The sequence below is a fragment of the Streptomyces sp. NPDC046335 genome (genome assembly GCF_055587985.1).
The window spans coordinates 1-13221 of the sequence record NZ_JBVJFF010000014.1 but is presented as its reverse complement, the minus strand read 5'-3'; the positions used below and the strand labels follow the sequence as shown (position 1 = coordinate 13221).

The 13221-nt window shown below is 67.3% G+C and carries 7 protein-coding genes and 3 pseudogenes; 5 read left to right on the top strand and 5 right to left on the bottom strand.

Annotated elements, in window-relative coordinates:
* Positions 1-145: 145 nt before the first annotated feature.
* The gene (locus tag ACZ6JY_RS31060; protein WP_469201150.1) at positions 146-2761 is read right to left on the bottom strand and encodes a SpoIIE family protein phosphatase; all 2616 of its coding nucleotides are present in this window, start codon (positions 2759-2761) and stop codon (positions 146-148) included.
* A gap of 171 nt (positions 2762-2932) precedes the next feature.
* Here ACZ6JY_RS31060 and ACZ6JY_RS31055 point away from each other — a divergent pair.
* The 4 genes and pseudogenes from ACZ6JY_RS31055 to ACZ6JY_RS31040 all read left to right on the top strand — a co-directional run.
* Positions 2933-4030 (top strand): annotated as a pseudogene (locus ACZ6JY_RS31055) (IS701 family transposase); the annotation flags it as partial.
* A gap of 145 nt (positions 4031-4175) precedes the next feature.
* Positions 4176-5014 (top strand): annotated as a pseudogene (locus ACZ6JY_RS31050) (Tn3 family transposase); the annotation flags it as partial.
* A 759-nt stretch (positions 5015-5773) separates the two neighbouring features.
* On the top strand, positions 5774-8128 hold the full coding sequence (locus ACZ6JY_RS31045) for a tetratricopeptide repeat protein (RefSeq protein WP_469201149.1): 2355 nt from the start codon (positions 5774-5776) through the stop codon (positions 8126-8128).
* A gap of 174 nt (positions 8129-8302) precedes the next feature.
* A complete protein-coding gene (locus tag ACZ6JY_RS31040; RefSeq protein WP_469201147.1) occupies positions 8303-9271 on the top strand; it encodes a recombinase family protein in 969 nt (322 codons plus the stop codon).
* A 673-nt stretch (positions 9272-9944) separates the two neighbouring features.
* Here the strand turns inward: ACZ6JY_RS31040 and ACZ6JY_RS31035 are convergent.
* The 3 genes from ACZ6JY_RS31035 to ACZ6JY_RS31025 all read right to left on the bottom strand — a co-directional run bounded on the left by ACZ6JY_RS31035 (position 9945) and on the right by ACZ6JY_RS31025 (position 12141).
* Positions 9945-10955, bottom strand: a complete 1011-nt coding sequence (locus ACZ6JY_RS31035; RefSeq protein WP_469201145.1) for a quinone oxidoreductase family protein — start codon at positions 10953-10955, stop codon at positions 9945-9947.
* 158 nt (positions 10956-11113) lie between these two features.
* Positions 11114-11413 carry a hypothetical protein gene (locus ACZ6JY_RS31030; RefSeq protein WP_469201143.1) on the bottom strand — a complete coding sequence of 100 codons (300 nt, stop codon included), beginning with the start codon at positions 11411-11413 and terminating at the stop codon, positions 11114-11116.
* An 83-nt stretch (positions 11414-11496) separates the two neighbouring features.
* Positions 11497-12141, bottom strand: a complete 645-nt coding sequence (locus ACZ6JY_RS31025) for an RDD family protein (RefSeq protein WP_469201141.1) — start codon at positions 12139-12141, stop codon at positions 11497-11499.
* 327 nt (positions 12142-12468) lie between these two features.
* On the opposite strand from ACZ6JY_RS31025, the gene ACZ6JY_RS31020 reads away from it, so the two are divergent.
* The gene (locus ACZ6JY_RS31020) at positions 12469-12729 is read left to right on the top strand and encodes a hypothetical protein (protein ID WP_469201139.1); all 261 of its coding nucleotides are present in this window, start codon (positions 12469-12471) and stop codon (positions 12727-12729) included.
* 57 nt (positions 12730-12786) lie between these two features.
* On the opposite strand, the pseudogene ACZ6JY_RS31015 reads toward ACZ6JY_RS31020, so the two are convergent.
* Positions 12787-13221 (bottom strand): annotated as a pseudogene (locus tag ACZ6JY_RS31015) (transposase family protein); the annotation flags it as partial.

The following is a 13221-nucleotide window of genomic DNA, read 5'->3' as shown; positions in this document are numbered from 1 at the left end:
GGGCCTGTCACGGCATGCACCTCACCGCGCGGCCGACCCAACGTCCTGGCTGACCGGCCGCTGCCGCCTTCGCCGCCGCTACGAACTATGCGGCCCCGGTGGGGTTGGTGTGAGAGGGCTCAGCCACCGGGCGGACGGCCGCCTGTCATGCGCCTGGCGGGGTGGGACGCAGGGCGAGGAGGGCGATGTCGTCGGTGCTGCCGGCGCCGAGGCCGAGAATCAGCTCGTCACAGAAGACGTCGAGGGGTGCCTGGGCGAGGGCAGCGGTGTGCCGGCGCAGGCGGGTCATGGCGTCGCTGAGAGATTCTCCTGGGCGTTCGATCAGGCCGTCGGTGAACATGAGCAGGGTGGAGTGGGCCGGCAGCGGGTCGCGGGCGGTGGGTCTGGGAAGGGTGCTGTCCATGCCGATGAGGAGACCGGAGGCGGTGTCCAGGTAGTGGGTGTCGCCGTTGGGGCAGGTCAGCAGCAGGGGGAGGTGTCCGGCGGAGGAGTGGTGTACTTCCCATGGGCCGTTGCGGGTGCCTTTGACGACGGCGTAGGCGCAGGTGGCGGTGGATTGCGGATAAAGGGTGAGCGTCGCGAGGTCGAGGCGGCGCAGTACTTCCGAGGGTTGGTCCTGGCAGTCGACGGCGATGCCTCGGAGCATGTTGCGTAGTTGACTCATCGTCACGGCGGCGTTCAGATCATGCCCGGACACATCTCCGATGACCAGTGCCGTGTCGCCGTCGGGCAGGGTGAAGGCGTCGAACCAGTCGCCGCCGACCTGGGCGGTGGTACTGGACGGGGCATAGCGGGCGGTGATCTGCATGGACGGGATGTGCGGGAGGCGGGGCAGCAGGGAGCGCTGAAGGCGCTCGGCCGCGGTACGGGTGTGCTGGTGCAGACGGGCGTTGTCGACACTCAGTGAGATGCCTTTTACGAGGTCGGCGACGAGGAGCGCGTCCTCTTCCGTGAAGGGGTGGTCGTGGCCGGTGCGTACGACGATCAGGGCGCCCAGTACCTCGCGGCGGGCCCGCAGTGGGGCCATGATGGTGCTGCTGGCGTTCAGCCGCTCGAAGAGCTCCAGCTGGCGGGCGTCCAGGGCGCTTTCCGCCTGTTCCGGCGAGGGGATATCGGTGATCAGCAGGGGGCCCGCGCCGTGCAGTACCCGGGCCAGCGGTCCCCGCGCGTTCTCGGACAGCGGGGGCAGCCTGCCGAGATCCACCCCGATGCCCAGTGCCTGGGGCTCGCGGTGGACGACGCAGACCCGTTCGACATCCCCGTGCTCGTCGAGCAGGTCGACCACGCACCAGTCGGCCAACTGCTGGGTGAGGACGTGGCACACCCGGCGCAGTCCCTCGCGCAAGTCGAGTGTGCTCGACAGCGCGCTGGCGGTGTCGGCCGGCAGACTCGACCGCTCTCCATCCCGTGACGCCTTCTCACCGCCGGCCTGCGGCGCCGTTGCCGAGCCGGCATGCAGCCGCACCGAGGGCCCGGGGTCGGGACGTGATACCGGCTGGTCCTCCCCGGGAGCCATCGCTCTGGGCATGAACTGACCGACCCGCACCGTGCGGCCGTCCACCGCCTCCTGACTCTGGATGTGCAGACGCACGGGGACCAGGGTGCCGTCATGGTGCAACGCCGGCAGTGGGATGGACCGGCCCATGATGCGGGACCGGCCGGTCAGCCGGAGCGCGGTGAATCCAGCCCGGTGACGCTCGCGCAGATGTTTGGGAATCAGCACAGTCAACGGCCGGCCGATCAGGTCGTCGGTCTGCCATCCCAGCAGGTCCGCCAGAGCGGCGTTAGCCGCGATGATCCGGCCGTCGTCGTCGGCCGCGACAGTCGGGACGCTGCTGTCCTCCACGTCGCCGGCATCCCACGGCGTCAGTTCGGCGGCCATCGCGTCCGGCACGCCGGGCAGCAGCGTCCACGCGGTGGGCGGACCTCCGGAGAGTTGAGTGACCAGTTGGTCGAGCACCCACTGGTAGTGGCTCCGCACGTGCGGCGGAGCCGGGAGGGTGAGCAGGGACCCCAGCTGCGCCGCCGCGTCGCCGTGTTCGAGCACGTGCCGCAATGTGTCCACGGCCGGCGCGGCGGCCACGGGAAAGGCGATGTCCAGGGTCACCGTGGCGCCGCCGGTGACCGTCTCCTCAAGGGCGGATGTCATGCACGCGTTAATCACGTTGGTCACATCATTGGCGACCAACAGCTCGGCGCTCGACACTCTGGCGCACTCCTCGACGCGGGTCGTCAGAATCAGCTCGCGCAGCATCTCGTCACCGTGCTGCTGCGCCGCGCGGAACACGATGTCGTGCATGTCGATCAGTGTCACGGTCGCGGTTGGCTCGCGCATCGGCGCGGATTCCCACCCGGACGTCGGCGGCACCGGGGCCTTGGGCCACAGCTCGAACCAGACCGTCTTACGGCCCTCCCCGACGTGGGCTCCATGGCTGGAAGCCAGCCTCTCGACCACAGCAAGGCCCCGTCCGGCACCGGCATACGGCCTGGCCTCCCGCGGCACGAGCGGGCGGTCCGGCCGACCGTCGCCGACTCGTACACGCACTTGTCCCTCGTGCGACCAGACCCGCACCTCTACCTCGGTACGCGCGTGCAGCACAGCGTTGGTCACCAGCTCGCTGGCCAGCAGCTCGGCGGTGTCCACCACCTCCGGCGCGACACCACGCAACACCGACCGCACGAACCGCCGAGCCAGCGGCACACTGTGCGTCTCCGGAGGAAAACACCGAAAGAGGACTCCAGGTGGACTATAGCTATCCATAGCACTATTAATCCCTCTGAACGGAAAAATCTAACTCGCCGGTGCGGCATGACCCACCGATGCGGGGATGTCTCCCGCCTTAGTACTCCAGCAGCGGTTCGTGCCCTGAGCTGGCGGTTGTCGTTGTTCTGGCATGGAGGGCATGAATGAAGCGGTTGCTGGCCTGCCGAGTTGGAGTCGGTGTTTGCACGGGTGGCGGGCCGGTTCGGCCGGGCGGATCTGCGGTGGCGGATGCGGGGCTCGTGCGTGGTTTGCTGGGGCGGGTGGCACGCAAGAACGGCTGGCAGCTCGCTGAAGGGGCAGACCACCACACCCCGACGGCTTTCAGCGGCTGCTGAACAGCAGCGTCTGGGACGCGGACGCCCTGCGTGACGACGTCCGTGCCTACGTCGCCGAGCGGCTCGGACCGGACGGAGTGCTGATCATTGACGACACCGGGTTCGTCAAGAAGGGCACCACCTCAGCCGGGGTCGGCCGGCAGTACACCGGCGCCTCGGGAAAAGGATCGACAACTGCCAGATCGAGGTGTTCGCCGCCTATGCCACCGGCTCGGGTCGGGCCTGGTGGACCGGGAACTCTACTTGCCCAAAGCCGGGACGTCCGGCCGCGGCCGCTGCCGGGCGGCGAAGATCCCCGACGAACGCTGCTTCGCGACCAAGGGAGAGCTGGCCCGGAACATCATCCGCCGCTGCCTGGCCACCGGCCTGTCCGCCAAGTGGGTCACCGCAGACGAGGCCTACGGGCAGGACTGGCACTTTCGCCGCCTGCTCGAACAACTCGACATCGGTTATGTGGTGGCGGTGCCCAAGTCCCAGCGGATCAAGTCCCTGGCCGGCATCTGGCGCATCGACCAGCTCAATCGACGAAGCACTCGGTGATACCTGGCAACGGCTGTCCTGCGGTGACGGCGCCAAGGGGCCGCGGATCTACGACCGGGCCGGGGCCAAGCTGCCCGCCAACATCATCTTCGACCCCGACCCGCCAACCCATCACCGGTGGCTCATGGCGCGCCGCAGCCTGTCCGACCCCGACCAACCCGTCTACTACCTGGCCTACGCCCCCGTGGGTGTCGAGATCGCCGAGCTGGCCCGCGTCGCCGGCTTCCGCTGGGCGATCGAGGAGTGTTCCCAGGCCGCGAAGAACGAGTGCGGCCTGGACGAGTACGAGGTCCGCCGCTATGTCGGCTGGTATCGGCACATCACCCTGGCGACGCTCGCCCACGCCATCCTGACCGCACTCGCCGCCCGGACCGGCGAGACCGCAAAGGGGGCTGCAGAAACGGATCAGCCCTCATCCCGCTCACCGTGGCAGAGATACGGCGACTCCTGGACGCTCTCGTGCCCCACCCACGAGCCGACCACGATCCCATCACCCACGCTCCGTCTCGGCCGCAGGAGAGTCACCGTCCTCCAACCTGACCGAGTGGCACCAGCGCTACCGCGGCCCCGGTGTGATGATCTACTGGCACGTCGAGCGGAAGTCGGTGTGCATTCACTCCCAGCTCAAGTCCTGTTCGGCCTCCGAGGTCGCCTCGATGATCGAGGGCGTGTTGCGGCACTGCACCGACATGGAGGTCGACCGGCAGTACACCGACACCCACGGCGCCTCCATCGTCGGCTTCGCCTTCGCCCACATGCTCGACTTCAAGCCGATGCCGAGGCTGAAGAACATCGGCTCCGCGAGGCTGTACCGGCCAGCGGCCGGTCAGGACGACCAGTGGCCGAAGCTGAGCCCGGTGCTCTCCACCAAGGCGATCGACTGGGACCTGATCGCCCAGCAGTACGACCAGATCGTGAAGTACACCACCGCCCTGCGCCTGGGCACCGCCGAAGCCGAGCAGGTCCTGCGGCGCTTCACCAGGGGAGGGCCCAAGCACCCGACGTACCGGGTTGCAGGTGGTGGAGAACTGGAACAGCGCGAACAAGGACCTCTTGTACGGCAAGGATGGCGACCTGGCCGGTGCGGACAAGGAATCCCAGGAGGTCAGCATGCTCGCACTGCACCTGCTCCAGTCCGCGCTGGTGCACGTCAACACGCTGCTGATGCAGGAGGTCCTGGCCGATCCGGAGTGGGCGAACACGCTCACCGACGCGGACCCGCCGGGCGCTGTCGCCGCTGTTCTGGACCCACGTCAATCCGTACGGCAGATTCGAGCTGGACATGAACAGCCGCCTCGATCTGGACCTGTCCATCCGGGCGATGGTGCCCGGCCCGCGCGCCCCGCAGGGTGAGGCAGCCGCAGTTCCGGCGTGAGACCTGGGCTCCGGTCCTGGCCGGAGCCTGGGGCCGAGCCTGCGGCAGACACTTCCGGGGATCTCGTGGGCCGTGTCCACGTACGAACGTTGGGCTTGAAGGAAACGGCCACGACGGGGACCGCGTGTTGGGCTTGCACCAGCCTTGCAGACGAGTCCCCACCGACTGTTAAGGGTCGTAGGCTTCGTGGGATGGGAGATGTGCGGGTACAGCCCCGTACGTGAAGGAAGTATGGTCTGGGGGAGACACGGTGCTTGACGAAACGCTGATAGCCCTTGCCGGAGCGGCTGGTACTGCAGTGGCTGCGGCCGCAGGCACGGATGTCTGGGCAAGCGTCCGAGGGCGACTTGCGGGCATTCTCGGTCGAGGCGAGGGAGAAGATGCTGAGCATGCCCTCGCGAGATCTGACCGCACGGTGGCGGCGTTAGGCGGCACCGAAGGCGCGGATGGCGAGCGGCGCAGGCGTCTCGAAGGTGTGTGGCAAGAGCGGTTCGAGAGCCTGCTGGAGCCCTTGACTGCGGATGACCGTATCGAAGTAGCTTCCCAGCTGAGGGAATTGATTGCACTCGCCCAATCTGCCGGCGGGGTGGCGGCAGGGGATGAGGGGATCTCCATCGGCGGGAACGTGGACATGCGTGCAGAGGGTGGGTCGGCTGCGGCTCTCCGGATGGGGACGGTGAACATCGGAAACCCTCCCCAGCCGGGTGTGGAATAGCTTCTACCTCACCCGGTGGCACGGTGCCGATTCTCAACGCGCACATGACGATCATTGCCCAGCATGGCGGGGTGGCTGTGGGCAGTGCCGACAGCGTCGTCATCCACGAATCACCGCCGGCGCGGGAAAAGTGGCCGCGCCAATTCGGACTTGTCCCCGGTCAGGCCGACTGCTTCCAGCATCGGGAGGCCGCCTCCCGCTTGGACTGGGCTGTTGCTGAGGGCGGTACCCCGGTGGTGTGTCAGCTGCTCTCCGGAACGGGCGGGGTGGGCAAGACGCAACTCGCCGCGCACTACGCCAGTACAACATGGGACGCAGGCGAGGTGGACCTGCTCATGTGGGTTACCGCCAGCAGCCGCGAAGCGATCACTGCGGCGTACGCGCAAGCAGGTGCCGAAGTCGCGGGGGCTGATCCTGAAGATGCCGAAGATGCAGCGGCCCGCATGCTCAGCTGGCTGCAGACGACCGACAGGAAATGGCTCATCGTCCTCGACGATCTCGCCGATCCTGCCGATCTGCGCGGCCTGTGGCCACCCACGCAACGCCGGGGTAGGGCCCTGGTCACCACCCGTCGTCGCGATGCGGCACTGAGCGGACCCGGACGTAGACGGATCGACATCGGTCTCTTCTCCCCCGCGGAGTCCATCGCTTATCTGACCGCCAAGCTCGCCGCAGCACATCGCAACGACGACGACTCGCAGATCGCCGACCTCGCAGATGACCTGGGCCATCTGCCTTTGGCGCTGGCGCAGGCCGTGACCTACCTGGTCGATCTGGGCTTGAGCTGCGCCACCTACCGGACCAGACTGGCCGACCGAACGCGTGAGCTGGCCGACGTGATGCCCGAGGAGGGGCACCTGCCCGATGACCATCGCAGGATTATTGCTGCAACGTGGTCACTGTCCGTTGATTATGCTGATGCCCTTCGCCCTCAGGGCCTGGCCCGGTGCATGCTGGAGTTGGCCTCCGTACTGGATCCCAACGGAATCCCGGTGGTGATCCTCACCGCACCCCCCGTCCTGAAGAGCCTGGGAAGACACCGCAAAGCGATGGCCCTCGGGCGAAGAGAGCGAAAGAAAGCGCCCGAGTCCGTCTCTGTTCAGGAGGCGGCAGACTCGCTGCGCTGTCTGCACCGGCTGAGTCTGGTCGACTTCGTTCCCGACGCCCGCCATGAAACGGTGCGTGTCCATAACCTCGTACAGCGCGCCACCAGGGAAGCCTACGACCTGGAGTACGTCCAAGACGGCCGCATGGATGCGTCGGACTGGCGCACCCGGATGATCGATAATGACGCCTCCCTAGCGGCGGAGTGCGTGGAGTATGTATGGCGCGAGCGGGATCGGGACTTCACCCTCCTGCCTGTCCTGCGCGCCAACGCCGAGGCCCTGGCGACCCACATGGGCACCCTCGACATTTCTCGCCGTTTCAGTCTCGCGCTCCGTGTGGGTGCGGCGGGACAGTCCGCAGTAGCCCGGGACCAGTTCAAGGACCTTCTCACCGGTCTGTCCGCGCAGGAAGTGCCCAAACCGGAGCTCTTCCAGAGCCCCAGCAACAGACGCGCGTACGAGCGCGGCAAGGACATTCAGCAGTTCAGCGCCCGGCACAACGTTGCCTGGTGGCAGCTGGAGGCAGGCGACTTTGCCGGGGCAGTGGTCGTTTTCGAAAAGTTGCTCCTCGATAGGGAAGCGGTGTTCGGAAGGAATGACCTGAGCACTTTTGGTACCCGCTACGGCCTGGCCTGGGCACGGGGGGAGAGCGGCGATCCGACCACGGCCGTCAATGCCTTCGAAGCCCTGCTGGCCGACCGCATACAGGCGCTTACATACAAGACTCGCACTTTCTCTCCACGTCGCAGTGTCCGCGCGGCACAGAGAATCAGGGACGAGGAGGTGGCCGTTGCCCTGGAGGCCAGAAGCGGGGCTACGGACCGCAGCCCCGGTGCGCTGCCTCAGCTCGAAGCCCCTGTCCCGTCCGCACGCTACGGTCTGGCATGGTGGAGGGGAAGGGCGGGGAACTCTTCCGGTGCAGTAACCGGCTTCGAAGAACTGCTGGCCGACCAGGTGCGGCTACTCGACACCTTCGATCCCCAAAGGCTTGCGACGCGCCACGCCCTCGCCCACTGGCGGGGCGAGGCTGGCGAACCGGGACGGGCCGTGGCCCTGCTCACCGAACTGCTCGCCGACCAGACGGGCAACCTGGGACCCGAGCACCCGGACACCCTCAAGACGCGCCATTCCCTCGCCCACTGGCGGGGCGAGGCCGGCGAACCGGGACGGGCCGTGGCCCTGCTCACCGAACTGCTCGCCGACCAGACGAGCATCCTGGGCCCCGAACACCCTCATACGCGTGCCACGCGCGACGCGATCGCCGACTGGCTGTCGCGGTCGGGGCCCTCCTGAAGCACCTTCCACCCGGCCGTTCCCGCACACGCGATCGCTGGATCGTTGTTAGCGGATGGCGCGATCGTCAATCGGCGGGAGCGGTTGGGATCGCGGATTCACTGTCACAACTCGTTCTCACCCAAAAGTGGAACGAGGCATGTTCTGAGAAATGTTTGTGACAGCACCGGGGTTATGGCGGACCCTCAAACCGCACCCGCGTCCGAAGCGGACGACGTCGAGCGCTACCCCTGCCCACGCTGTCACACATCGCCGGGCTCACCCTGCCGCTCGCGCTCCGGCGCGGTTGCCGGGACCTATCACACCGGCCGCTTCACCAAGGTGCCCCAGCTCGCGAAACTCCTGCGCGCGCCCACCCCCGCCGACCGTGGGCCCGGCCAGCCGTGGCGGCCGGGCACCCCGGTGTCCGCGCCCGTCGACCCCGACACCCCGAGCGCCGACATCCGCATCGGATACGCCCGATGCTCGCCCCTCACCCAGGAACTCCAGACACAACTCGACGCGCTCGCGGCCAAGCGCATCCCCCGCGACAAGATCTTCGCTGAGAAGATCAGCACCCGCGTGAGGGTCCGCCCGCAGTTCGAGGCAGCCCTCACCGCCGCTCGCGAGATCAAGGCCCATGCTCCGCACTGCCGGGTGATCTTCACCGTCTACGAGATGAAGCGCCTCGGACGCGATGCCGCAGAGCTGACAGCCCTGGCCGATCACCTCACCGCTCACAGCCTGGTGCTGGAGATGCTCGCAGGACCCCTCCAGGGGATGTACGACCCCAGCGGTCCAGGACGCCTGCTGTTCGGGTTCTTCGCCGCGATGGCCGAGACCGAACGCGAGAACATCCGCGAGGCCACCCTCGAAGGACTCGACACTGCGGCCCGCAGGGGCAACCACGGCGGCCGGCCCCCGGTCATGACCGACGACATGCTGCACACCGTGCTCCGCCGCCGCGCGTACGGCGAGACCGTCGAGGACATCCAGCCGGACCTGCTCATCCCCACCGGCCGCCGCAAAGGACAGAACCCCAGCCTCTCCAGCATCTACCGGGCGCTGGCCAAGCACGAGAAGACCCAGGCGTACCCGGAGGCCATCAAGACGGCGCACACCGACTTCGCCGCCTTCCAGCAGCGCGACCGCAGCCCCGCGTAGTTACTCAGCGCTACATGACGGGTGGCGGCAGCTATACGAGAACACCGCCATGTCGGCATGCCCCTGCGCCGGCACATCGTGCAGATGAACACCAACCGGGTACGCCGTGTTTTGCTGTCGAGGTGCCGGCAGCGGTGGCAATCTGCGAGGTGCATGCGGGGTTCACCCGCGTGCAGCAGGACGGAGCCGTACCAGGCCGTTGACGGCGAGTGCGGGGAGCCTGGGGCGAGCGCGGGCTGAGACTCGGCTTCGGCCTCTGCAACGCTGATTATGGCTCGGCCTCTGCCGCTTCGAGCGCCTGTGTGTGCAATGAGGTTGCGTCGCTCGACGATTCGCTCCAGCTCCTGTGTCGAGACCTTCTTCGCGTCCTTGCGGCTCTTGTCGATCTGGGAAAGAGTGCGCTCTTGCCCACGAGGTTGAAGGGCTGGCCGATCCGCCCAGGCGCGGGACTAGCCTGTTGACGGACTTCGAGTTCGATGACCTGGCGAAGGCCCCATGCCTTCTTCGTGTACTTCTTCGATCGCCAGGTAGTCGTCGACCGTGAGCGAGAGTTCCAGCAGGCGGCTGGGCGGCGGGTCCTGCTTTAGAGGGACGCTGTCGGGGATCTTGGCGATGACGGTCGGCCATGCCCTCGACATCTCAGTCTCCAAGGTCCCCGACTCGTCACCCTCGATCAGCTCTGCGTCTCCTCGCGGCGTCCCATAGCGGCCGCAGCTGGTACGACGAGCAGCTTGCCGGTGGTACGCCGAGCCTCCAGATCACTGTGGGCCCGGGCGGCCTCGGACAATGCGTAGCGTCCCGTTACGGTGACCTCAAGCGCCTTGGAGCGCACCCACTCGAACACATCGGCGGCCCGTCGGAGCAGTTCGGACCGATCGGCGATGAAGTCCCCGAGGCTGGGCCGGATCAGGGTCAGCGAACCGCCGTGGGCGAGCCGAATCGGATCAAACGGCGGCACGGCACCACTTGCCGCGCCGAAGAGTACGAGATGGCCGCGGGTTCGCAGGCTGGCGAGGCTCGCATCGAAGGTGTGCGCGCCGACCCCGTCGAAGACAACCGGCAGTCCCTGACCGCCGTTGAGCCGCCTCACCTCGGCTGCGAGATCGTCGACTGCGGAGGAAAGGATCACCTCAGCGGCCCCGGCACGCTTCGCCAGCTCGGCCTTCGCCGTGGTCGACGTCGTGCCGATCACCCTGCCGCCGAGATGGGTGATGAGCTGGGTCAAAAGCAGCCCCATGCCACCAGCAGCCGTATGCACGAGCACCGTGTCGCCCCCCTGAACCGGGTAGGCGTCCTTGACGAGATAGTGCGCGGTCATGCCTTGGAGGAGCACGGCGGCGGCTGTCTCGAAGCCGATGTCGTCGGGCAGCGGTACCAGCCGGGAGGAGTCCACGACGGCCCGCTCGGCATACGTGCCGGGAATCTCCACCCAACCGACCCGGTCTCCGACTGCGACGTCAGCGACGCCGGGTCCAACTTCGACGACCGTGCCGGCGCCCTCAGCGCCTGGGGTGAAGGGCAGCGGGAGGCTGTACCGGCCTTCGCGGTGGTAGACGTCGAGGAAGTTGACCCCGGATGCGGCGACCTCCACGACCGCCTCGCCCGGACCCGGCCGCGGCTGGTCCACCTCGGCCTCCTGCAACACCTCGGGACCGCCCACTTCGTACACCTGAATCGCTCGCATGACCCCTCCAATATCGGTTCATCCTCCACCAACCCCGTTGGTGGCGATCCGATTCCCGGCAAGCAGACCAGCCCGCCGCCCCCCGCCGAGGGCTGAGACGCCTGCTCTCCACCGGGTCTGGGACAGGAGACCGAGGCCGTCAAAGATCCCCGACAGTGTCAGGCACTTATGGCGGCGGGGTAGAGCTCCATGACCCGGTTGGGCTCATCCAGACGCTCGCGCCATTCGGCGTGCCCGGGCTTGAAGGTGACGAACACGCGCTCGTTCTCCAGGCACTCAAGGTCGTTCCAATGTTTCTGCGGAAGGGACAACGCGCTGCCGAGGCGTTCCCTTAGCTCGACGCGCATTCTTCGAACCCGCTGGTTGCTCAGCAGCTTGGCGAGTTCAACCAGCATTTCGGCGTCCTGCATGTTCAGGTTGAACGCGTCGCGTGCTGACATCTTCGGCGGTGCGCCCATCGGGGGCCTGCTTCTCACTGCGTCCGGTCTTCGGTGCGTTCTCTCGTCGCTCCGCCTCATGTCCGAGGGCCGAGCGGCCTGGGTCACCAACTCGTGGCAGCAGAATGCGGTGCGACGGCGGCGTCAGCACTGATCACCACGACACCGGTGATCTTGTCGGCGAACGTCTGGGACTTCGGGTCCCAGCTCGCCCACAGCCAGCCCAAACAGAACGCCGGGTAGTTGAGGAACTGGCAGAGTCGACGGACGAAGGCCAGGCCGCCGCCGGGCGCGAGTCTGTCAGACATACGGACAACGCGGATGCCGAGAACCGTCTTGCCCAAACTCTGCCCGGTACGGCCCTCACGGACCGCCTGCACGATGCAGGCGACGATCACGTAGGCCATGGCCACATAGCCCAGATACAGGTCCAGGCCCTCGCCGGAATTGCGATCGTCGATCACGTCCGCGATCCCCATGAGAAGCCAGAACGGACCGAAGTTGATCAGACAGTCCAGGAGGAAGGCTCCCGCGCGCTGACCCCAGCTCGCGTACGGCGTGTACTCCGGATCTTGCGGATGCGGGTACTGCGGATACTGCGGGTGGGGGTACTGCGCGTGGTGATACTGCTGCGGGTACTGCGCATGGGGGTACTGCTGCGGGGCGCCGGGTATCGGCTGTGCTGCCGGATAGCCGTACGGCCCTTGAGGCGCGCCTTCCGGGGGCTGCTGGGGGTAGGGGTGGCTCACGTCGTAACTCCTGGCCATCGGGCGCGTGTGACACATCGTCACCTGTCGGTCACTCAGGCTACAAAGGCGTTCCCCGTGGCACTCCAGTGGCCCCCTCCGACAGCGGCCCGGTGGCGGCAGCCGTTCAGATTCGAGCGTGGCCCGCAGCCGCTCCGCTACTACACGAGGCGGGCCAACTCCGAAGCAAGGCCCTGTGTGGCCCCGTGCGGACGAACGGGTACTTCCCCAGGGGTAAGTTCACGTAATTCCCCACGCCCCGGCCGTTTGGACGACCAGGGACCCGCGTCGGATGAGCAGGTTGGGATCACGAAGCTGTCTGGTTCTGGAGTGGGAGACGTGGTGGGCGAGTCGGCCAACGACGGCATATGGATCTTGTGGATCGGGGCTGGGATCTTCATCGTTGCCGGCCTCGTGCTCGCTCTGAACGTGCGGGGGGCGGCTGAAAGGTTCTTCGACCTTGTTGCGCGACAGATGCCATTCACGGGTTCCGCGACGCCGAAGACGTTCAGGATCGTCGGCGGAGGTTGGATCGTGGTCGGATCTCTCATGCTGCTGCCGGACCTCATCAGCTTTGGCCGGGCTGGCTGAAGGGTGTTGCAGAAGGCTGTGATCACGCAGCCGGAAGTGGGCGGCTGACCTGCTGGTTCATGCGGCGAGGGCGAGGTTGTGCATGGTGGCGACGGCCTGGACGGTGTGATGGAGGCCGTCGCCCCTCTGGCGGCAGTCGCGGAGGATCTTCCAGTTCTTCATGTGGGCGAAGGTGTGCTCGACGCGTGCTCTGACCCTGCGGTGTTCGGCGTTGTCCTCCTCCTGCCCGGGCAGGAGAGGCCGTCCGGCCCTTCTGCGGTGCGGGACGATCAGGCCGGTGCCCAGGTAGGCGCCATCCGCGATGACCGTCCTCCCCGGCTGCCGCGGCCGGCAGATCCGACTCGCGCCAGACGTGAGCGTCGGCCTTGTTCCCCGGCGCCGGGCGGGCGCTCGCGACGACCAGGCGGCTGTCCGCGTCGATGATGACCTGCACGTTCGCCGAGAACCGGTAATTCCTCGACGAGGCGCCAACCGTGCGGTCGCGCACAGGGG